Origin of the sequence: Pontibacter akesuensis, from assembly GCF_001611675.1 — a bacterium.
Taxonomy (GTDB): domain Bacteria; phylum Bacteroidota; class Bacteroidia; order Cytophagales; family Hymenobacteraceae; genus Pontibacter; species Pontibacter akesuensis.
Map to the genome: position 1 here is coordinate 400,115 of NZ_CP014766.1, position 22,344 is coordinate 422,458.

13 protein-coding genes are annotated in these 22,344 nt (G+C 52.4%); 7 read left to right on the top strand and 6 right to left on the bottom strand.

What is annotated here, in order from left to right:
• Positions 1-257 precede the first annotated feature (257 nt).
• Both A0W33_RS01615 and A0W33_RS01620 read left to right on the top strand, forming a co-directional pair.
• Positions 258-1,154: an alpha/beta hydrolase family protein gene (locus tag A0W33_RS01615; protein WP_229801997.1), complete on the top strand. Its 897-nt coding sequence runs from the start codon at positions 258-260 to the stop codon at positions 1,152-1,154.
• A gap of 80 nt (positions 1,155-1,234) precedes the next feature.
• Positions 1,235-2,884 carry a M28 family peptidase gene (locus tag A0W33_RS01620; RefSeq protein ID WP_068836547.1) on the top strand — a complete coding sequence of 550 codons (1,650 nt, stop codon included), beginning with the start codon at positions 1,235-1,237 and terminating at the stop codon, positions 2,882-2,884.
• Positions 2,885-3,235: 351 nt separating this feature from the next.
• Here the strand turns inward: A0W33_RS01620 and A0W33_RS01625 are convergent, their stop codons facing one another.
• The 6 genes from A0W33_RS01625 to A0W33_RS01650 all read right to left on the bottom strand — a co-directional run bounded on the left by A0W33_RS01625 (position 3,236) and on the right by A0W33_RS01650 (position 15,957).
• Positions 3,236-5,707, bottom strand: coding sequence for a glycoside hydrolase family 31 protein (locus A0W33_RS01625; protein WP_068836548.1), 2,472 nt, complete (start codon positions 5,705-5,707; stop codon positions 3,236-3,238).
• 96 nt (positions 5,708-5,803) lie between these two features.
• Entirely contained in the window at positions 5,804-6,868 is a 1,065-nt protein-coding gene (locus tag A0W33_RS01630; RefSeq protein WP_068836549.1) for a SusE domain-containing protein, read from the bottom strand.
• A gap of 76 nt (positions 6,869-6,944) precedes the next feature.
• Complete coding sequence (locus A0W33_RS01635) at positions 6,945-8,546, bottom strand: RagB/SusD family nutrient uptake outer membrane protein (RefSeq protein WP_082815096.1); 1,602 nt, start codon at positions 8,544-8,546, stop codon at positions 6,945-6,947.
• Between the two features lie 18 nt (positions 8,547-8,564).
• On the bottom strand, positions 8,565-11,879 hold the full coding sequence (locus A0W33_RS01640; RefSeq protein WP_244888612.1) for a SusC/RagA family TonB-linked outer membrane protein: 3,315 nt from the start codon (positions 11,877-11,879) through the stop codon (positions 8,565-8,567).
• A gap of 52 nt (positions 11,880-11,931) precedes the next feature.
• Positions 11,932-12,969, bottom strand: a complete 1,038-nt coding sequence (locus A0W33_RS01645; RefSeq protein WP_068836551.1) for a FecR family protein — start codon at positions 12,967-12,969, stop codon at positions 11,932-11,934.
• 168 nt (positions 12,970-13,137) lie between these two features.
• Positions 13,138-15,957, bottom strand: coding sequence for an alpha-amylase family glycosyl hydrolase (locus A0W33_RS01650; protein WP_068836552.1), 2,820 nt, complete (start codon positions 15,955-15,957; stop codon positions 13,138-13,140).
• 377 nt (positions 15,958-16,334) lie between these two features.
• Between A0W33_RS01650 and A0W33_RS01655 the strand changes: the two genes are divergently transcribed.
• The 5 genes from A0W33_RS01655 to A0W33_RS01680 all read left to right on the top strand — a co-directional run bounded on the left by A0W33_RS01655 (position 16,335) and on the right by A0W33_RS01680 (position 22,196).
• Positions 16,335-18,557, top strand: a complete 2,223-nt coding sequence (locus A0W33_RS01655) for a PAS domain-containing sensor histidine kinase (protein WP_068836553.1) — start codon at positions 16,335-16,337, stop codon at positions 18,555-18,557.
• Between the two features lie 559 nt (positions 18,558-19,116).
• Entirely contained in the window at positions 19,117-19,515 is a 399-nt protein-coding gene (locus A0W33_RS01665) for a response regulator (protein ID WP_068836555.1), read from the top strand.
• Positions 19,516-19,638: 123 nt separating this feature from the next.
• On the top strand, positions 19,639-20,691 hold the full coding sequence (locus A0W33_RS01670) for an FUSC family protein (protein WP_068836556.1): 1,053 nt from the start codon (positions 19,639-19,641) through the stop codon (positions 20,689-20,691).
• A 92-nt stretch (positions 20,692-20,783) separates the two neighbouring features.
• Positions 20,784-21,857 carry an NADPH dehydrogenase NamA gene (gene namA, locus A0W33_RS01675; protein WP_071890013.1) on the top strand — a complete coding sequence of 358 codons (1,074 nt, stop codon included), beginning with the start codon at positions 20,784-20,786 and terminating at the stop codon, positions 21,855-21,857.
• A gap of 54 nt (positions 21,858-21,911) precedes the next feature.
• Positions 21,912-22,196 (top strand): GNAT family N-acetyltransferase, encoded by a 285-nt coding sequence (locus tag A0W33_RS01680; RefSeq protein ID WP_068836557.1) that lies wholly within the window; start codon positions 21,912-21,914, stop codon positions 22,194-22,196.
• The last annotated feature ends 148 nt before the right edge of the window (positions 22,197-22,344 follow it).

A 22,344-nucleotide genomic window follows, 5' to 3' on the forward strand; every position in this document is an offset into this window, starting at 1 on the left:
TACTGTCGTTTCAAACACAGTGAGAAATCTAACTGGAATAGGTAAAAGATCTCTCGTCGAGATGACAATAGCGGGAAAACAGTTTTACAGATAAGTTTACAGCTGTTTTCTAAGCGTATCTGTTCATCTGGATATGCTGTACCTCTTTCCCAGGCTCTACCAAATTCCAAGACAGCCTCCATCTTCCCGCACAGCAATGATATTACCTGCAAATTCTGTAATATGCACCTTTGTTGACGTTCACTTTATCGTTTAAGATGCGATACAAAGCCATACTTTGCCTGCTGTTACCTTTTGCCTTCGCGATGAATAAAACCAATGCCCAGGAGCAGAAACTAAGCCTGGTTACCTGGCAGCAGATAGCAGAAATGCCCGTGCCTGCCGCTGACCATACAATTCAATATGGACCCGATTCGCTGCAGTTTGGGGAGCTTCGCCTGCCGGAGGGTAAAGGTGATTTCCCGGTGGTGGTGGTGGTGCACGGCGGCTGCTGGCTGAATGCCTATAACCTGCAGTACATGAGCCACCTAAGCGAGGAACTCTCCAAAGCGGGCTTCGCCACCTGGAATATCGAGTTCAGGCGTGTAGGCGATGCAGGAGGTGCCTGGCCGGGCACGCTGCAGGATGTGGCGCTGGCAACAGACTACGTGCGCGAGCTGGCAAAAACATATCCAGTTGACGCAAAAAAGGTGGCTGTGATCGGACACTCTGCCGGCGGACACCTGGCCCTGTGGTTGGCAGCGCGCCATCAGTTACCGAAGTCAAGCCCGCTCTATGTCAAAAAGCCTTTAAAGCTGAAAGGCGTTGTTTCACTTGCTGGCATAACCGACTTAGCCACCTACAGTGCTCAGGAAGGCAGCTGCAACGCGGCGGTGGAGCAACTGATCGGTGGCGCTCCCGCTGCCTTTCCCGAACGCTACGCACAGGCCTCTCCCCTGCAGATGCTGCCCTTGCGGGTGCCAAGTATACTCGTGCAAGGCGAACAAGATCCTATCGTACCTGTGACACAAGCTACAAACTTTGAGCAGCAGGCTAAGACTGCCGGCGACAACACCAGCTCAATACTTTTACCGGATGCCGGTCACTTTGACCTCGTGGTGCCTGCCTCACCTGCCTGGCCGGCTGTGCTGCAGGCAGTACAGGACATACTCTAGCAAATCCAAGTACACGAATAAACCTTTACAAGTTATTCCGCTCTAAGCTGAATAAAATCTCAACTCCAACCTAACCCACCATGAAATCTAAATTAATAGCAGCAGGCCTTTGCCTTGCCCTGGCAACACCGGGTGCTTTTGCCCAGAAAGCCAACGTGCCGAAACCTGTCGCCAAATCGATGAGCAAAGTGAAGCCAGCCGACATAAAGGCGCACATTGCTTACCTGGCCGATGATAAATTGCTCGGTCGCCAGCCCGGCACGCCGGGTTACCAGATGGCCGTAGATTATGTAACGGACCAGTTCAAGGAATTGGGCGTAACCCCGGCAGGCGAGAACAACACGTACCTGCAGACGGTTCGCCTGCGCACCGCTACCACCAATCCGGATGTCTCCCTTCAGTTAAAATCAGACATGGGCGACGCAGTGCAATTAATTAGCGGGCAGGACTTCACTTTCTATCCTAATCCAGGTCAGGCTCAGGTAGCACTGAACGCTCCGCTTGTGTTTGCCGGTTACGGCATCAGCGCGCCGGACATGAACTACGACGACTACGCCAACATCGACGCCAAAGGCAAAATAGTGGTGGTGCTACGTGGCACCCCGGAAGGCTTCCCGGCCACCGTGGCCTCTTACAGCACGGACACGCAAACGTTGCTTAAAACCGCTGCCGAACATGGCGCCGTGGGTGTGATGATAGGTTCCACCAACCCAAGAGGTGGTGTTCCGAACTTCTCGAGGGGTGTGAGCAGCGTGATGGGAGCTGACGGGAAAGTGGCTACTTCGCGCAGTTACCACGAGGCCATTGATGTGCTGGGAATGATTAGCTATAACACGCTGCAAAAGTTGCTGGCTGGTGCCGGAACGGATGTGCAGCAGGTGGTTGCGTCTATCAGCGCCGGAAAACCCGCTTCTGCTCCGCTCCCTTTTAATGTAACGGGCAGCTACGGCAGCACCTATAAAGACTTTGAAAGCTACAACGTGGTGGGCAAGATTGAAGGATCTGACCCGAAGCTTAAAAATGAGTATGTGGTGCATAGCGCGCACCTCGACCACGTGGGCATTGGCCGCCCCATAGACGGTGACTCCATCTACAACGGTGCCCACGACAACGCCTCAGGTGTAGCCAGCCTGCTGGAAATTGCCAACGTATACTCTAGGCTCGACAAGAAGCCGAAGCGTTCTGTCCTGATTGTGATGGTTACGGCTGAGGAAATGGGCCTGCTGGGCTCTGCCTACTTCGCGAAGCACCCGACCGTGCCCGCAGCTCAGATTGTTGCAGACGTGAACACAGACATGCCGACGTTAATTGCGCCACTGCTGGCGGTGGTGCCGCTGGGTGCCGCGCATTCTTCTTTGGAGGATGAGGTGAAGCAGGCAAGCAAGTACCTGGGGCTGGACGTGGAGCAGGACCCGGAGCCGGATCAGAACCGCTTTGTCCGCAGCGACCAATACAGCTTTGTAACGCAGGGCGTGCCGGCGCTGCACATCAAGTATGGCAACAAAACCGCCGACGGTAAAAATAACCTGGACGAGCAGGTGAAAGTATGGCGCGAGAAATATTACCACAAGCCACAGGATGGGTTGGAGAATGGCATTTTTGATTTCGAAGCCGCTAAAAAGTACGTGCAACTTAACTTCCTGATCGGTTACCTGATCGCACAGGATGCTGAACGACCTAACTGGAACGAGGGCGATTTCTTCGGAACGCGCTTCGGGAAAGTGCAGTAACATAAGCAGGTATAAACCAAGTATAACAGGAGCCGGAAAGTTTGTTTTCCGGCTCCTGTTTTGTTTCAGGCCATACTTAATTCAGCCCCCGCAGGAGCTGCGTACGCTGCGAGATCAGAACAGGCTCCTACACATGGGTAAGTCCGCACAATCTATCTTTTATACTTTCCTCTCCTGCTTCTGGTATAGAAGTCTTAAGAGAGGAAACTCTCCTCCTTGGACAAGGAGGGGCTGGAGGTGGTTTAATACAGTATAACCTCCTGATTCCATACACTCATTACCATCGCCCTAAAAACAAAAAGCTTCCCTGCACTATCAGCACAGGGAAGCTTTTATGAAGTATAAAATGGCTTAGTAGCTCAGCGTGATTTTGTCTTTGTCGTTTTTGATGACGAAGCTTTGCACGTTGTAGCCCTCTTTCGGGTTGGCGCTTCCCTGTGGATCAAAGCGGGAGATCGGATCGATAAACGAAGCAAAGTCCTGCTGCGCCTTCTGGTTCTTCCCGTTCAGCTTTAATTTGGCTTTCGCGTCAAAGCCGTGCAACATCACCTTGATGTTCTTGAAGTTAGAGTTGTAGGAACCCTCTACTTTATCAAACGTGATGGCTTTGCGGCGTGCGTCGTAATTGATGGTCCGCTTGTAGTACTGACCGTTCTGATAGTCGTAGCTGGCACCATCGTCCTCGTAATACACAAACGAGTTATTCACGTCGCCTTTGTAGATGTGCACGGTCAGCGTGTCGGTTGGCTTCTCAGACGTGCTCTGCACCAACGACTGCATTGGAATAATGCTGCTTTCCTTCACATAAATAGGGAGCTTGTTGTAAGAAATCGGAATGATCTCCTCGCGGTTGCCTGTCTCCACCTCGCCGGTATACAGGTTGTACCACTTGCCCTGCGGGAAGTATACTTTACCGTAGTTTTTACCGCTCTCAAATGGCATGATCAGGAAAGACTCGCCGAACTGGTACTGGGTGTCGAACTCGCCGTTATACACCTTCGGATCGTGCGTGTAGTCGATGGCAAGCGTACGCATCAGCGGCAAGCCTGTTTCGGCGGCCAGGTAGAAGTTAGAGTAAATGTAAGGCAACAGCTTGTAGCGCAGGTTAATGAAGTTGCGCGCGATCTCGGTCACTTCCTCGCCGTATGCCCAAGGTTCCGACGATTTAGAGTTTACACCCGTGTGGTTACGGAAGTATGGCGTAAAGGCTCCCAGCTGAATCCAGCGGGCATACAGGCCAATAGAAGGGTTTCCGGTGAAACCACCAATATCCATGGCAGAGAACGGAATACCGCTTACGCCCATGCTGTTCAGCAAGCGAATGCCCAGCAGCATGTGGCTGTCCTCAGAGCGGTTATCACCCGTCCAAAGGGCTGTGTAACGCTGCGAACCGGCAAACCCGGCACGCGACAGCAGGAACGGGCGCTGCTTTGGCAGGTGCTGGCGGGCACCCTCGTAGCTGGCGCGGGCCATCTCCAGGCCGTACACGTTGCGGCCCTCTTTATGCGAAGTCAGGTGGCCGTCGTACTGAAACAGCACGTTGTTCGGCATTTTCTGACCCCAGGTAGCAATCTCGTTCATGTCGTTCCAGAAGCCGTCCACGCCCGTCTCGGCGAAGTACTTCAGCTCCTTTTTCCACCACTCACGGCCCTTCTCGCTTGTAAAGTCAGGGAAGTGCGTCCAACCCGGCCATACTTGCCCGGAGTAGTTCACGCCGTCCGGATACTTCAGGAAGATATCGTCTTTCAAGCCACGCTCATACGCGCCATAGCCTTTCTCTACTTTGATGCCCGGGTCCACAATCACCGTGGTTTTGAAGCCCATTTCCTCCAGCTTCTTGTTCATGGCGGCTGGATTTGGGAAACGGCTGTCATCCCAGGTAAAGAGTTTGTAGGCATCCATGTAGTGAATGTCCAGCGTAATGCCGTCGGCCGGAATCTTCTTCTCGCGCAGCGTCTGGGCAATGCGCATCACCTCTGTTTCCGGGTAGTAGGAATAGCGGTTCTGCTGGTAACCGAGACTCCACAGCGGTGGCAGATCCATGCGGCCGGTAATGTCTGTGTACGAGGTGATGATGTCCTCCAACTGGTCGTGGTAAATAAAGTAATAATCCATTTCGCCGCCCTGTGCCCCGAAAGACGAAAAGCGGTCGTTGCTGGCCCCGAAGTTAAAGTCGCTCTGATAGCTGTTGTCGAAGAAAATACCGTAATTCAGTCCACTGTGAATGCCAATATAAACAGGTATGGTGGCATAAAGCGGATCCTGGCCCGTGCTGTACCCGTACGCATCGGTGTTCCAGTTGGTATAGCCGCTGCCCCTGCGGTCGAGGCCGCCGGTTTTCTCGCCAAGGCCAATAAAGCGCTCACCCTCCTGCATTTCTTTGTAGGTGGTTACCTCCTCGCCAATCCAGGAAGTGGTTAATCCCTCTTCATCGCGGTTGATCACCTTTCCGTCTTTCGTCAGGAAGGCAATGGCAAAGGGATTCTTGCTAATGCGCGTCACCAGCGAGTCCGTGGTGATGGTGATGGCGTCGTTGTCCTGGGTAATGTTGGCTTTTGTCTGCTTTGGCTTGCCCACCACGGCATAGGAGAAGTTCTCGCCGAGCGGCTTTTTATCCATGCGCACATGCACCACACTTGGGCTGTATACCTGCACTTGCACGTGCTCATTCTCATCGGTAGTAATGTTTACCTGCTGTCCGTTGATGGTAACGTTGCTCACCTTGCCTATTCTGTTCACGGGGCCGTTGTTCTGCCCAAAAGAGGCAAAACTAAGCGCCGACAGTACCAGCAGGGAAGCAAGCGGTTTGAAGGATATGTTCATTATAAGGAATGTTGATTTATCTGAATGAAAGTCTCAAAAAAAGCCCGGCCGTGCCATACTGCCGGGCTCTTCAGAAGCTTTAAGTACTAAAACGCTTTATTTTTTGGTAACAGAGTACGTTACACTGTCATCATCATTTTCCAGGTCCAGCACAATATCATATGTACCGGGTGATGTAATGTTGATGTCGGCACCACCCTGGTTAAGCAGGTTGTTAGAAGTATCATCATCACCATAGTTTAACTCCCAGGCATCGTTAAACCTGAACTTAATTTTGCCTGCCTTCAGTGTAGTCGTCAGTTTCCAAACGCCTTCCGAGTTAATGTACTTCATGTTGGTGTCATTATCCCATCCACCTGGCGTGGCATCGCCTATCAATCCCCAGGAGTGCTTGGCAGCAGACCAGGTCATGTTGTTCAGATTAGCCGTAATCATGTAGGTATCCGGTGCAGGCACACTTAGGTTACCCCCTTTTTCGGCAAGTGTTCCAGGAGCGGCGCCCATGCCATAATCCATATCCCAGTTGCGCTGCGGCGTAATTTTAAACTCCAGGCCGCTTGCATCCATAAAGCTTACAATGCCCATGTAGATGCCGTTGCTCTCAACAGAAGCCAAAGCAGGCGCAGTTTCCGGGCTCCATCCCTGGTGTGCACCAGGCACAAACACATACGATGGCTCCACATAAGTAGAATAAGGCGTTACGTTGATGGTCGCGGCGTTAGAGTAAATAGGCTCCACCAGGTCAGAAACGGTGGCTTTGATGCGGATTTTAAGTTCATGCGCCTCTTCTGCTGTATACTTTAGTTTCGTTAGCAGCGTGTTCAGTTCCTCTACGGTAAATACCTTCTTCGGCTGATTGCCTGACTCCTGACTGAAAGAGCCCAGATCCATACTATAAGGCTTCACAAAGTTATCACCAGCGGTGTCTATCTGCAGCGAATATTTTACCGCGGCATTATAGCCGAAGTCTGCTTCGCCCCAGGTCAGGGTAACCGCCTCGTTGGCAGCCTCCTCCTCTGTTAGTACAAGCGTGTTGGTAGATGCCGAAAGGACAGGGGCTTCCCCTGTCTTCAGTATCGCCATGTCCTCGTCTTTCTCACAGCTCATCAGAGCCAGCGAAGCAACAAAAAAGATGAACGTTTTATTTAACCAGTTTTTCATAAAAACATGTTTTAGAAGTTTGATGGCACCACCTCCCGCAATCCTTTCAGGAGAGGCAGGAGGCGGTGTCCTTATTTTAGTAACCCGTGTTCTGCTTCAGGTTCGGATTCGCCGTCAGGTCAGAGGTTGGAATCGGGAAAAGCGTACGGTACGAGGCAACTGCCTGTCCTTCTTTCACGCCGCCTTTCCAGGCCCACAGGTAATCGGCCGTGGTGAACTGCTTGTAGCGGATAAGGTCCGTACGGCGGTGTCCTTCCCACTTCAGCTCACGGGCACGCTCATCAAGTATAAAGTCGAGGTTCAGCTGGCTTTGGGTGATGTTTCCGGAAGTTCCGTTGTAGGCGCGCTCACGCAGCTCGTTCACATAGGCCAGGGCCTGCGCCTCACTGCCACCGCTACCGCCACGCAGCACCGCTTCGGCATACATCAGGTACACATCGGCCAGTCGGAACATCGGAAAGTCCGTATCCGGGTGGTTTCCTGTTGGGTCTGAACCAACGGCACCGGTAGAGGTTATGTTTTTCCACTTCGTGATCGGGTAGCCGTCTGTGAAGGTAGACATGTTGTTGATCTCCAGGCTTTGACCCGCTGTGTAGAAGTTGGCCCGCTCGTCTGTGTTGCCCGATACATCGTCGAAAAGGGTTACTACCTCAGGTGTGGTACGCAAACCAGACCAGCCACCGTTGATGCCGAAATTAGCCGGGTTCATGGAGCCGCCCACCGGTGCATGCACCAGGTATGTCATACCACCCCAGGTAGTCGTGCGCAATCCATCGAACGTAATCGGGAAAATAATTTCGTTGGACTTGTAGTTATCCGCCAGGAAAAGGTGGTCATAATCCTCCTCCAGATCGAAACCAGCATCAATCACTTTCTTTGAATACGTGATGGCGTCGGTATAGCGTGGTGTACCGGTGTATACCTCTGCGTTCAAGTATAACTTGGCAAGCAGCGTCCAGGCAGCAGCCTGGTTGGCACGGCCATAGTTGGTCAGGTCACCGGGGGTGGCTGGGATCAACTCATCCTGTACGGCCAGCAACTCAGATTCTACAAAGGCGAAAAGGTCCTGCCGGTTGATTTGCTCAGGCAGTGCCGAACCCACCATATCTTCCTCTGTTGTGAAAGGAACGTTACCATACAAATCCAAGGCATGCCAGTAGCTCAGCGCACGAAGAAAGCGCGCCTCTGCACGGTAGAACTTTGCTTCCTCTAACTGTGCACCCGTTACCCCACGCTCGCTTAGTTTTGCATCGGTTGTCTCACGAATGAACTCGTTGGCCAGGGCTACCTGATAGAAGATTCGGTTGTAGATCTCGCGCAGGAACTCGTTGGCTGGCGTCCAATCCATCTGGTGCAAGTCTTGGATCGTTCCGTCATTCCAGGCAATAACCGCCTCATCGGTGGTTAATTCCTGAGCCTGCCAGTACTGGCGCAGGTAGTTGGAGGCACCCTCGTCACCGCCCAGAATGTCTGGCTTACCGGCAGGGCCTTGCTGTCCTGTCACTGCATACCCAGCGTAGAGCTTTGCTAAAACCAGTTTGTAGTTTGCAAAGTCTTTGTACACGTTGGACGACACCACATCATACTTAGGCTCTATATCCAGGCTCTGATCGCAGGATACGGCAAGTATGGAAATGACTCCTGCCAGTGCTATATTTTTTATGTATTTTATCTGCATGATTTTGCTTTTAAAGAATTAAAGTTCAACGCTTACCCCCAGCGTGAAAACACGCGGCCTTGGATAAAAGTTATTATCAATACCTCCCGCTATTTCAGGATCCAGGCCCCTGTACTCGGTGATCACAAAAGCATTCGACACGTTCGCGCTTACACGAAGTCCCATTCTATCGTTCATCACTCTGCCGAAGTTGTAGCTCAGGTTCATGTTCTCCATGCGCAGGAACGACGCATTCTCCACATAATAGTCAGAGAAGTACTGGTAGGTCTGGAAATTCGTCTCCAGCACGTTTGGCGATATGTTCGTCAGGTAGTTCGGGAAACGGAAGGCCTGGTAAGCTCCGTTGTTAGAGTACACGTTGTTATACATGTAATTACCCAGGCTGGCACGCGCCACCAGGCTGAAGTTCCAGTTGCCATACGTCAGGCTGGAGTTAAACCCCAGGTTTACGTTCGCCTCCGGATTCTTGTAGCGGTACTTGTCATTCTCATCAATCACGCCATTGCCATCCAGGTCCGCATATAATCCTTCGATAGGCTTTCCAGACTCATCATACACCTGCTTGTATACATAGTATGTGAATGGAGCATAACCTACTGTGTTTACCTGTATTCTGTTACCAGTACCGCCTGCGATAGTGCCTTCCATGTTGCCTATCGAACCCTCCACCTCTACATTAGAAAGCTTGGTGATTTCACGCGTGATGTAAGTGGCATTCACTCCCACATCCCACACCAGCTTCTCATTGTCAATAGCAGTAAAGCCTAATACAGCCTCAATACCCTCGGCTGTCAAATTGCCCACATTAGTAGGCAAACGGTTAACCAGGTTAGACCCAGCGGCGACATCTACCGTAGCTAACAAATCTTCTGTATCCTTCAGGAAATAGTCGAGGCTACCGGTGATTCTGTTGTTGAAGAATCCAAAGTCTAAACCTGCGTTGTACGTTTTTGTCTCCTCCCACTTAAGGCCTACATCATATCCTTCTGGCCGGAAGGTAGTGTAATAAATTGGTCTTCCCTGTGCATCAAATCCGAGTTGGTATTGTGCCGTGTTATCACCCAATGTATAACGCGCCAGGTAAGGGAATACACTTTCGCCAATGTCCTGCTGCCCTGTTACACCGTAGCCTACGCGAAGCTTTAAATCAGATACTGTGTTTGAGGCGCTAAGGAAGCCTTCCTCAGAGATTCTCCAGGCAAAGGCAAGTGCCGGGAACGTACCCCAGCGGTTGTCTTCGCTGAATCTGGAAGATCCGTCTGTACGCACCGTAGCAGTCAGCAGGTAACGGTCCATCAAAGAGTAGTTCACACGGCCGAAGTATGATTTTAAGCGGTAAGCTATCTGTCCCGGTCTTCCTGCTTCTGTGATCAGTGCGCCAGTGGCGTTCAACACAGGGAAAGCAGGATTGTTTGTCTCGAAATCCTGGAAAGAATAACCAGCCGTCAGGTCCACTCTGCTGCTGATAGAAGTAAGTTCTTTTACATAGTTCAGGTAAAAGTCCATCAGGTGGTTTCGCTTCGACTGCTCATACCTGGTCAGCCTGCCGCCTTCCACGGCATTCGGTGCAAACTCGGCAGGGAAAAAGGTTCTGCCGTTGCTGCTCGAAATGTCGTAGCCCAGGTTCAGGTTTGCCCGAAGGTCTGGCAGAAAATGAAATTTGTAATCGAACTGAGCGTTACCGATGCTGCGTTTTGCGAATCCCTCGTCATCACGCTGCTCCAGCATGCTAAGCGGGTTTCGGGTAGCCAGGGTGTTGTAGTTTCCGTTCGCATCCGTCCACTGGAAATAGCCGCCAAAGGCGTTTTCTGAATTGTATACAGGCTGTGTCGGGTCAAAGGCCACAGCGGCACCTATCGCGCCAAAGTCAGCAAAGAAGCTGTTGGTGATGGCTCCCTTCACGTTCAGATTCACCTTCAGGTGATCATTGAAAAGGCTTGGGCTAAGGCTTACGGAGCCTGACGCCCTGTTAAACTTTGACGTTTTCAGGATACCTTCCTGGCTCAGGTAACCCACCGATACGTGGTACGGCAGATTATTGTCTGCGCCTGTCAGGCTAAAGTTATTGTCGGTTGTTAATGCCTCCTGGAAGATCTGGTCCTGCCAGTTTGTATTGGCATCTCCCAAAAGCGCGATCTGCTCTGGCGTGCCCTGCTCGTTTACCACCTGGCGGTACTGGTCAGCCGAAAGCACGTCGTTCTGCTCCTTGATTTTTGCCACCGAGAACTGGGTGCTGAACTTCACCTGCTGCTTCTGCCCTGCTTTGCCTTTTTTGGTGGTGATAATGATAACACCGTTGGAAGCTCTGGAACCATAGATCGCCGCAGCCGAGGCATCCTTCAGGATGTTGAAGCTTTCGATGTCGTCCGGGTTGATGAAGCTAAGTGGATTTGCCGCACCGGCCACAGAAGTGTTCTCAATCGGAACCCCGTCAATCACGATAAGCGGGTCGTTGCTGGCAGAAAGCGAAGCGCCTCCACGGATACGGATGCGCGAGCCTGCGCCCGGCTCTCCGCCATTGGAGGTAACTTGCACACCTGCTACTTTACCTGTAATAAGCTGCGCCGCAGAGGTTACCTGGCCTTCTACAAACTCCTCAGAGCTTACCGAGGTTACCGAGCCTGTTACGTCGCTTTTCTTCTGCGTACCATAGCCCACTACCACCACTTCCTGCAGCGATCTGGTATCGGTTTGCAGCGCGATGTTAAAGACGGCCTGGTTGCCTACAGCTATTTCCTGCGTCTGAAAACCCAGGTAGTTGAACACTAGGGTTGAATTGGCGGGTACTGCCAGTGTAAAGTTACCGTTCAGGTCGGTAGAGGTGCCACGCGAAGTGCCCTTCACTACCACGGCCACGCCTGGCAAGGCGTTACCTGCACCATCTGTTACGGTGCCGCGCACAGTCTGATCCTGGCGGGAGGTAGAAGTTTTAGAAGGGGCTGCTTTCAGCGGAGCTACACCAGGCACTGCTGTCTCCTTTTTGATGATGATGTACACATCGTTCACCTTTTTGTAGGACAGGCCGCTTGGCGCAAGAATCTTCGTTAGCAGCACGTCCACATTTGGCTCGTTCTCCAGGTTCTCCGGCACCTGCAACTGCAGGTTCTTGGCCACCTGTGCTTTATACGAAAACTGGATGCCATACTTGCTGCGCAGGCCTACCAGTACGTCGTTGAGTGTTTTGGAGGTAGTGCTTTGGGCACGCACGCCTGCATGGGTAGCCATGGCCACCTGCGCGTTATAGTGATCCTGGGCATTCCCCGAAAAGCAAAGGAAACAGGCAGCCGCAATGAGGCTACTGGTCCTTTTTCGGTTTGTAGAATTTTTACGCATAGGTTGTTAGTTAGTGATCGTTAGGTCGTGTAATGCTTTTGTTGTGTAGTCCTTAGTTAATGGTAACAAGCTTATCCTCTTTGTTTATTTCCACCTGCAGGGTCTCTGACAAGGTGGACAGGATGTGCTCCGGTGAGTTCTTATCCAAATAAGCCGTAATTCGCTCGCTCTTCAGCGCTGCATTCTTAAACAGCACTTTGTAGCCGTAGCTGTGCTCCAGCACCTGCGCCACCTGTGCCAGGCTGATGTCCTCTAATATCAGCTTCTCGTTTTTCCAGGCTGTATAGAGGGCTGTGTTCACCTGCTTCTGCACAATGCCTGCAGCCTGGTCTGCCTCTACCAGATCGCCTGGAGCCATGATTAGCTCCTGTTGCTGCCCGTTCTGGGTTATGTTCAGTTGCACTTTTCCCGCTTCAAGCACCACCTGCTTTTTATTCTCTTTGTTCGACACGCTGAATTCGGTTCCCAGCACCTCCACTTCCAGTCCATCCTTTGTCTGTACCACAAAACGCTGGTTGTTTTGCTTGTGCGTTACCGAGAAATAAGCCTGCCCTTCCAACTGCACCACCCGGTCCTTGTCTGCCGACCAATTTACCGGGAGCGTCAGGGTGGAGTTAGCGTTGAGTATAACACTGGAGCTATCCGGCAAAAGCAGGAACATGCGTTCTTTGGCTTGGGTCATGTATACTTTAGTGGCCTGTTGCTGCCATTGCTGCACAAGCAAAACCCCGCTTACGAGCAGTAGGGCTGACACGGCCGCAGCAACCAACCAGGACATTTGCCTCCCGGAGTTTATCGGAATTACATTGTCTTCTTTGTCTTCAGCAGTGTCGCTGAAGGGCGTTTGTCCTACTTGTTTTTGCTCCAGGTCCAGCCACATCTCCTCCAGTTCCCAATCCGGAACCTCATCCACATCCATACTAAGGTGCTGCACCAAAACGTACGCCTCCTGCACCGCCTGCTGCATGTCAGGGTTTTGTAGCTGGAAATTTTGCCAGAAGGCTTTTCGCTCCGGTGTTGGCTGCTGTACCCATCGGATGAACTCTTCGTCTGCTGCAAAATCTGCGGCTTTGTAATTGATGTATCTCATTTAAATTTGTTTGAGGCTTTTGTTGCAGCCCTTTTGTGCTTACTCGTTATTGATAGCCGCAACATTCCTGGTTTATCCCTCCCCGCTTCCTTTTTTTTTCACGTACATTTTCCAGATCCTGCGGCAGCTGAACCGTGCAGGCAAGCCAGGTACAGAACTATAGAACCCTTAGTTTCCCAGTTTCACCAGCTTGTCAACCACGCGCTTCTCTCCTGCCGTTACCTCCAGGTAATACAATCCGTTCGGGATAGTGCCTAACTCCAGCGGCTGCTGCAGCACCTCACTTGTTTTGATAAAGTTGCGGCTGTGCACACGGCGGCCGGTCACATCCAGTACCTGCACCTGAATAGGGCCACGGTAGGCATTGTCCATACTTATGGTGACACTTTCAGGTGCAGGGTTCGGGTACAGGACGAGTCCCTGTCCTGCGGCAAAGTCATCCTCTACCGACAGCACCGTGCGCGACCAGGGGAGCAGGTTGGGCACCGATGCCTCCAGCGGTTGGGTGGAGAAGAGCCTGAACTCGCCCGGCTGCAGCACGATGGTTTCGTTTGGGTTGCTTACCTGCACTTCCTCTCCGCTGAAATAGTCGTACCAAGTGCCGGCTATGGGAAATTTGGTTGCCGGGCTTTGCTTCTTTACATCAAAGTTACCGATCAGGAAAACCTTCATGTCCGGGGTTACCAAAGTCAGGCGCTTTACAAGTTCACTGAAATCCAGGTTGTAGTCGTCGGTGGCAAACACTGGCAGTGTTGTTTTCAGGTGAATCAACTCTGAGTACACTTGGAAAAGCTTGGCGCGCTCCGGGTCGTTCTGGTACTCCCAGCGCAGCGGCTTATTTCCGGTGCGTCCGTTTTCATCAATAGAGACATCATAGCCCAGCTCCCCAAATTGCCAGATCATTTTTGGGCCCGGCACGCTTAAACCGAAGGCGGCTGCGAGTTTGGCTCGGTTGAGCGCCGTGGTAAGGGTACGGGTGTTGTAGCCGTTTGCAGATAAGCCATTCTGCTTCACATCGAACAGGATGCGCTCTTCATCGTGGCTTTCGATGTAGTTGATCAGGTGCGGTTGCGCCCAGCCACGCTGGCGGTAAGAAATCCAGTTGGGGTTCGCATTCTGTCCTTTGGCCAACTGCCGGAAATCATGGTTGGCATTTGCCCAGAATAGCATGCCGTAGCTTGCCAGCTCCTTCTCTTCCGCATTGTCGGCGAAGTGCTCCAGGATGACGTAGGCCGTCTCGTCCACCGCCCGAATTTCGTTGTAGATGCGTTTCCAGGTAGCCACGCGGCCGGCATCATACCTTCCCCAGGCATCCACATTACCACCGGAGTTGGTCTGGGTAAAACCTTTGGACAAGTCAAAGCGGAAGCCGTCCACATTGTACTCCTCCAGCCAATACTCCGTCACACGCTGCACCAGTTGTTTCGTGGCGGCTTTCTCGTGGTTAAAGTCAAAGAAAACACTGAAGGGATGGGTTGCCGTCTGGTTGAAGTAAGGGCTGTTGGCACTCGGCTTATCGCCGTCCCAGTACAGCTTCACGTAGGGGTTTTCATAGTCAGCCTGGTTCAGCACAATGTCAAGAATCACGGCGATGCCTGCCTTGTGGGCCGCATCGATAAAGGCCTTCAGCTCCTCTTCGGTACCATAGGCTTTGTCCGGCGCAAAAAAGAAAGTCGGGTTGTAGCCCCACGATTCATTGCCTGTAAACTCCATAATGGGCATCAGTTCGATAGCGTTAATGCCTAGGTTCTTCAGGTAGCTAAGCGTATCGGTGAGGGTTTTGTAATTACGGGTAGCCACAAAATCGCGCACCAGCAGCTCGTAGATAACCAGGTGATCAACGGCAGGTCGCTCGAAGTTTTTGATTTTCCAATCGTATGCCTGCTGCTGCGTCTGCAACAGCGACACAATGCCGTTGGCCTCGCTTGGGTAGGGTTTCAGGTTGGGATAGTTGGCAGCTGTAAGGAATTTATCATTTGCTGGGTCCAGTATCTTTTCGGTGTAGGGGTCTGCGACAGCGATCGCGCCATCCACCAGGTACTGGTACGCCACCTCCCGGCCAGCCGGTAAACCCGTCAGGCGCAGCCAATACCGCTCCCCGTCCGGCGTGCGGTTCATGAGGTACTCTTCCGCAGGCAGCCAATTGTTGAACTCACCGATCACGTACACATTCTCCTTGTGCGGCGCGTACAGCACCAGCGTCACCTCATCGGCATCAATGTAGTTGATACCATCCTTCAGGCCCGCAGGCAGCGCCGCCACACGCGGCTGAGGCTCCACCATGTAGTAGAAGGTGTCGGTGGCTACCTCAGTGGCCGTTCTTGCTTCCAATACCACCTGCTGGCGCTTTCCTGCCTCGGCGCCCACAGGTAAAGTATAACTTAGGCTTTGCGCATTGGCGGCACGCTGCAGTTCTGTACTGTTTCTGAGCAGGCGCAGCGTAGCAGGTGCCGAGGATGCTCCTGTTACCTGGATGCTGCTGTTTGCTTCTTTGAACAGGAAAGACTGAGTTGGTTGCTGAAAGCTTGCCGTGAGTTGATCAGGGTATACGCTGACAAAAAAGTCTTCTGTCTGGGCCGTTCCATTGGCGTTTTTAAGCAGCAGGCCCAGTTTGCGGATGGGGGTGCCTGCGGGCACGCCAAAGTATGTGCGGGGCACGAGCGTAATGCTCCATTTGCTGCCGCCGAGGTACGTCATGCGTCCGGGCGCAAAGGGAGCCGCAAAATTAGTCTGGCCGCTAGGCTGGTACTGAAAAGCGTCGCCTGTCTCGGAGGTGCCGGCTCCGGACCACAGGTATACTTCGTTCGGGGCAGTAAGCAATCCCTGGGACCTGGTGTCCTTTGCCTTGGAGATGTCGAAGACCAGCGTCACCTCCCGGTCTGCCGTGGGGAAGACCGGTGTGGTGGTTACTACCTGCGCTACCGAAAGCTTGGCCAGCAGGAGCAGAGAAAGAAAAAGAAAGGTACGCAGTTGAGTAAAAAGATTCATAGGCTGATACAGGTTATGCTTTTTCGAATTATGTTCTTCAAGTGTCGTTAATATTTACTGCCCCTTTCGCGCGGTATCAGGCAGTACAGCCACACCGTAAAGGGACATGTCTCGTTGGTTCCGGTTGTTGGTGGAGCCCTTATGTCCGCACGTGCTGCAGTTCCTGATCAAAATATATTTCATCATTTGTGATGAATTATATTTGTATATTAATATATTTACAACCCGGCTTTATACTTTGGCAATCAGCAGCGGGGGTTATTCTAAGTAGCAGCGCCCTACCAGAATTATCCCTTCAAACTGAAAATTATTTAGCCGCGGCATTCATGCGTTTGCCTTACGCTTCCCAACTCCAGCAAAAAACGGATTAAAAAAACTTGCAACCCTCTGTACATACCCCCACCACCCCTACTCAGTCGCTGGAGTTCTACCGTTCTATCGTAAGCAAGAACAAGGACCTTTTTTCAGTTATAGACAGGCATGGAAACTATGTGTTCGTAAGCGAGTCGGCGGAGACGATCTACGGCTACAAGCCTTCTGATATGGTGGGAAAAAGCAGTTTGTCCTTTATCCACCCGAACGACCAGCCGACGATTCTTGCCTGCATTGCGGCGGTGCTGGCCGGGGAGTCGCCACAGGTGCCGCCGTTTCGGTACCGCATCAAGAGCGGGGAATGGCGTTGGATACAGTCGGCAGCCACAAACATGCTGGCTGACCCGCATGTGCAGGGAATTCTGGTTAACTCGCGCGATGTGACAGAGGCTTTCCTACTTTCGAAGGAACGCGATTACCACCAGGCCTACTACAAGTCCCTGTTCTTTGAGCACCCTGATACCGTATTCACCCTGAGCAACGAAGGTCGTTTTCAGCGGGTGAACCAACATATACAGAAGCTCACCGGCTACAACGTCACCGATCTGGTGGATTCCCAGTTTGGGGAGATTGTGCACCCTGACAGCATCCCGGCTGCAAATGAAGCTTACAAACGCGTCATGCAGGGCGAGGCACACACCATGGAGATCCGCATCATCACTAAGCAACGGCAGGAAAAGCATATCAGCGTATCGGTGATGCCGGTATACTTCGGGGGCGTGATGAAGGGCATCCAGGGCATAGCACGGGACGTGACGCAGGCCACCCACACACAGCTGCTGATCAAAGAGCAGGCGCAGCAACTAAACAACATTCTGGAGAGTATTTCAGAGCCGTTTTATGTATTGAACAGCTCCTGGTGCTTTACCTTTGTGAGCGCCGCCTTTGCCTCTTTCATGCACAAAACGCGTGAGGAACTGGCCGGAAAGCCGATTTGGGAGCTATTCCCCGCGCTTGTGAACACCAAGCTGTTCAGAGCCTGCAACGAGGTATCGGAAAAACGCAACACCATCCGGTTCGAAGAAACCTACACCAAAACATACCTCCAGCCCTGCACCCTGCACTTCACGCTGTACCCGACCGTAGATGGCATTGCGGTGCATTTTGTGGACGTCACTGAATCATACAAGACACAACTGGAGTTGGAGAAACTGTCGTTGGTTGCCAGTAAGACCATCAACGGTGTAATCATTATGGGTCCTGACCGCAGGATAGACTGGGTAAACGACGGCTTTTGCCGCCTGACCGGCTACGATCGGCAGGAGGCAATTGGCCTGGTTCCCGGAGAGCTGCTGCGCGGCCCCGACACAGACCCTGCTGTATTGGAGCGCATCCGGCAGAAGTACAAAGCCCTGCAGCCGTTTTCGGAGGAGTTGCTCTGCTACAAGAAGAGTGGCGAGCGCATCTGGTTGTATATTGACATGACCCCTATCTTCAACGAGGCGGGGCAACTGGTAAACTTTGTCGCCATTAAGACGGATATCTCCGAGAAAAAGGAGGCAGAGGTGAAACAGCTCAAGCTTGCCGATGACCTTTTCAAGCAGAACCGGGACCTGCAGCAATTCACCTACATTATTTCGCACAACCTCCGTGCGCCCGTGGCAAATGCACTGGGGCTGGCACGGCTCGTAAACAAGCTCCCAAAGGCCGAACCGGCTTTCGATCATGCCCTGGACAAGCTCCATACTTCTGTTTTACAGCTGGACTCGGTGATTAAGGACATTAACAACCTGCTTTCCATCCGGGACTCGGGCCGTGTAACCCCGCGTGAGTTAGTAAACCTAAACCAGGTGTGCCGCGAGGTGCTGGAGAGCTTTGAGACCGAGATAACCCAATGCCGCGCCACCTTCACAATCGACATCAATCCGGGGCACAGCCTTTTCTCCATTAAGGCATACTTGTTCAGCATTCTGCACAACCTCATCTCCAATGCCTTGAAATACAGGTCTGAAGAGCGGCCACTGGAGGTACTAATCAAGGTAGAGCCTGATATGCGGGGCTATGTACTGACCGTTTGCGACAACGGGCTGGGGTTGGACATGCAATTGGTAAAGCACCAGCTATTTCAGCTCTACAAGCGCTTCCACCCCTTCATTCACGGCAAGGGAACCGGCTTGTTCCTTGTAAAAACACAGGTAGAGGCATTGGGAGGCAAGATAAAAGTAGACAGCATGCCAGACCAAGGCACCACCTTTAGCATTTACCTGGGCGCTAAATCATACAGCTAAACACTGCCCCGCACCAGTTTTTAACCAAACTGAATGCCCCTTCTGCGCAGCCACAAGGCACTTATACTGGTTAGCATTTTTTTATGATGCAGCACGTAAGGTAGCACTACTTGGAGGATACCACTAATTTATTAATTTTCGCTCAAGCAGAATATCCATATACTATAATATACTCAAATCCACTTCGAGGCAAAACGGCACCCCTTCCTTCTATCCCTACTATACTTAGGTAGCCCAATTTCATTTTACTTCCACACCAGATTGCACTTTTACAACAAAACACATTTCAGCGTCTGCAAACGCAGGAAACAAGTTTTAAAACGTATACAAGTTCAACAGGAATCCGGTACCTTTGTGCCCGTTCAGGTAAAGGTGAAGAAAGGGGAAATGAAGGATGCTGCTATGAGATCAAAACTTACCTGTAACGAGGTTCCTCTCCCGGTTCAACTACCCTGACTAACCCCGCAACAGCCACCAGAGGAAAGAAGAATCTTTTCCTGCCAGCGCTTGCCACTTATATCCAACGCACAAGTACCCTTAGATTAGTTTAGCGCCCACCATGTACAAGAAGGTTTTTATAATTGACGATGACGAGGTAAGCGTTTTTCTGACCGAGATGACTTTGGCAACTGAAAACTTTGCCCTCCGCTACGACACGTTTCTGAACCCGACCGATGCCTTGGAGCTGCTGCTGCCCTTGCTTACGGAAGAGAACCGAAGCTGCTTGCCAGATATCGTGTTTCTGGACTTGAACATGCCCTTTATGAGCGGCTGGGATTTCCTGGAAACGCTGCAACCTTACAGCCACCTGCTACAAGGCAACTGCAAAATCTATATCCTTTCTTCGTCGGTTGATGCCTATGAGATGGAGCGCGCAAAGAACTATAGCCTTCTGACCGGGTTTCTGCACAAGCCCATTTGCGAGAAAACCATACACCAGTTGACAGCTGGCCAGTAGAGGGCTGTTTATACTTGTTTCCTCCCGCTTCACAAAAACTTACTGGTGTGCTTTTACCGTAAGTTATACCTTTGCCTGCCGCCCGTTAGCGGCGTAAAAGAATACAGGAAGCGACAAGTATAAATGCCGGGATTCGCAGACATGTTCGCCCGCGTGGGCTTAACCCTCCAGATCGTGAAGACGGCGCTGGCCGCAGCGGTGTCCTGGATGCTGGCCACAGCCGTGCTGGATTCCGGCTTTCCATACTTCGCGCCGCTTGCCGCCATACTTACCGTGCAGGTAACAGTAGCTGACTCTGTCGAGAAAGCCACCCAGCGCATAATCGGCATTGTGGGCGGCGTGGCGGTCAGTTTGCTTATCGGGCACTGGCTCAGCATCAGCAGTTTCTCTATTTTCCTGGTGATACTGGTGGGCATGGCTATTTCCAAGGCGCTCCGCATGAATCCGCAGATCGTGTCGCAGGTGGCGGTGAGCTCTTTTCTGGTGCTGGCTTTCGGGATGAAGGAAGAAGGCTATGCGCTGGAGCGGGTGGTGGAAACCCTGATGGGCTCAGTGGTGGCAGTGCTGATCAACGCGCTGATTGTGCCGCAGAACGCGATTCCGGAAGTAGAGAAAAGTATCCTTACGATGGGCGAAAAGGCTACGGCTACCTTAAGCTTTCTCTCGCAACAGCTCCACCAGACAGAGAAAGGGCAACTGGTGGGCAGGCAGGAAACAGATGCACTCATTGCGGCACACGAGGCAAGTATAACGGCCCTGCAGCTTGCCGAGCAGAGCCTCAAGTATAACCCCTTTCTAACGCAAAAGCGCACGTACCTCAGCCGCCTGACCATCGTGGTGAAGCGGCTGGAGCACATCACCACCCAAATCCGGGGCATCCGCCGGGGTATAGCTGATCTCAACTCTGCGCGTATTTTTCAGCATGAACTGCAGGACACGCAGGCGCTGCAGGAAGCCGTGGCGGCAACTGCCAACTGCATCAACCTTTTCAGCCATGCCATGGTAACGCCCACCGAAGCGGAGCGCCAGGAACTGCTGGCAGCCATCAGAGAGGCGCAACTACTGCAGAACCGCTGCCTCGACACCCTCCGCAACATCAACTCCAACCGCACACTCCGCGATGTGGGCAGCATTCTCACCGACCTGAACCGCATCTTGAAAGAAGTAGAACGCTGATGCTGCCATACGTATACGTATACTTGCTTTGCAGCCACAACAAAGGCAGGCTGCAGCTGTTGCTATACCATTAATAAAAAACAGAATCAGAAATGTCACTACTATTTTCCCCGTTAACGCTCCGCGGCATCACGCTCCGGAACCGCATTGCCGTATCTCCGATGTGCATGTACAGCAGCCAGGATGGTTTTGCCACCGACTGGCACTTGGTGCACCTGGGCAGCCGTGCGGTGGGCGGTGCCGGATTGATCATTGCTGAGGCCACGGCCGTTGTGCCCGAGGGCCGCATCACGCCCCACGACCTGGGGCTTTGGAATGATGCACACATTGAGGGGCTGCAACGCATCACGAAATTCATAACCGAGCAGGGAGCCGTGCCGGGCGTGCAGTTGGCGCATGCCGGCCGGAAGGCCAGCCACCACAGGCCCTGGGACGGCGGCGGCGCTATTTCGCCGCAGGAGGAAAACGGCTGGCAAACAGTGGCTCCCAGTGCCGTACCGTTTGATGAGGGCGAACCTACCCCTACTGCGCTTTCCGAAGAAGGCATTCAGCAGGTGATCGCTGCCTTTGAAGCCTCAGCGAAGCGTGCCTTGGAAGCTGGCTTTAAGGTGATTGAAATACACGCCGCGCACGGATACCTGCTGCACGAGTTTTATTCGCCGCTCAGCAACCAGCGCACAGACAAGTATGGCGGCTCCTTTGAGAACCGCATCCGGCTCACGCTGGAAGTAACCGAGCGCCTGCGTAAGGTATGGCCGGAGGAGCTACCGATCATCGTGCGTATTTCCGCCACCGACTGGACAGAAGGCGGCTGGACGGGCGACGACTCCGTGGCCCTGGCCAAAGAGTTAAAAAAGCTGGGTGTGGATTTGGTTGACTGCTCTACGGGCGGCAATGTGCCCCGTGCTTCCATTCCGGTGGGGCCGGGATACCAGGTGCCCTTTGCTGAGCAGGTAAAGAAAGAGGCAGATGTTTTAACCGGAGCCGTAGGCATGATCACAGATACACAGCAGGCGGAGGAAATTCTGGCCAGCGGTCAGGCTGACATCGTACTGCTGGCCCGTGAGATGCTCCGCGACCCGTATTTTGCCCTGCATGTCGCTCATGAACTTGGTGCCGAGCAGGCGTGGCCGCCGCAGTACGAGCGGGCAAAACCGAGAAAATAATTAACACCCCGCGCCCCGACACGTAAGTGCTAGGGTATCAAATATGAAATCAAGATGAGCCAAAACATAATTCACGACGAAGAAGATCTCCGCTTTTACATCACGTTTGAGAGCGACGATGCGGAACTGACTTACACGTACCCGGAAACCGAGGTAATGGACTTTGACCATACTTTTGTTCCGGAGGACCAGCGCGGACAGGGAGTTGCCGATAAACTGGTGCACGAGGGGCTGGAGTTCGCTAAATCAAACAACTACAAGGTGATTGCCTCCTGTCCGGTGGTGGAAGCCTACATCAAGCGCCACAAGGAGTACCAGGACATGGTGCATCCGGTGTAGCAAAATCTGTTCCGCCTCTACAGTTAAAACAGAAAGTATAAATCAGCGTTGGTGTTACCAAGTATAAGTTCTGTGTAAGAAGCCGCAATCGCATCAACAACTTTGGTAAATCAACCGAAAAAGCTATCTTAGCTACTGCATCCTGCCC

Bases quoted from the DNA above. Each gene is read 5' to 3' on its own strand.
- A0W33_RS01650 (WP_068836552.1), bottom strand. From the start codon at position 15,957: ATGAATCTTTTTACTCAACTGCGTACCTTTCTTTTTCTTTCTCTGCTC.
- A0W33_RS01630 (WP_068836549.1), bottom strand. From the start codon at position 6,868: ATGAAAAACTGGTTAAATAAAACGTTCATCTTTTTTGTTGCTTCGCTG.
- A0W33_RS01680 (WP_068836557.1), top strand. From the start codon at position 21,912: ATGAGCCAAAACATAATTCACGACGAAGAAGATCTCCGCTTTTACATC.
- A0W33_RS01620 (WP_068836547.1), top strand. From the start codon at position 1,235: ATGAAATCTAAATTAATAGCAGCAGGCCTTTGCCTTGCCCTGGCAACA.
- namA (WP_071890013.1), top strand. From the start codon at position 20,784: ATGTCACTACTATTTTCCCCGTTAACGCTCCGCGGCATCACGCTCCGG.
- A0W33_RS01625 (WP_068836548.1), bottom strand. From the start codon at position 5,707: ATGAACATATCCTTCAAACCGCTTGCTTCCCTGCTGGTACTGTCGGCG.
- A0W33_RS01640 (WP_244888612.1), bottom strand. From the start codon at position 11,879: ATGCGTAAAAATTCTACAAACCGAAAAAGGACCAGTAGCCTCATTGCG.
- A0W33_RS01665 (WP_068836555.1), top strand. From the start codon at position 19,117: ATGTACAAGAAGGTTTTTATAATTGACGATGACGAGGTAAGCGTTTTT.
- A0W33_RS01615 (WP_229801997.1), top strand. From the start codon at position 258: ATGCGATACAAAGCCATACTTTGCCTGCTGTTACCTTTTGCCTTCGCG.
- A0W33_RS01670 (WP_068836556.1), top strand. From the start codon at position 19,639: ATGCCGGGATTCGCAGACATGTTCGCCCGCGTGGGCTTAACCCTCCAG.
- A0W33_RS01645 (WP_068836551.1), bottom strand. From the start codon at position 12,969: ATGAGATACATCAATTACAAAGCCGCAGATTTTGCAGCAGACGAAGAG.
- A0W33_RS01635 (WP_082815096.1), bottom strand. From the start codon at position 8,546: ATGCAGATAAAATACATAAAAAATATAGCACTGGCAGGAGTCATTTCC.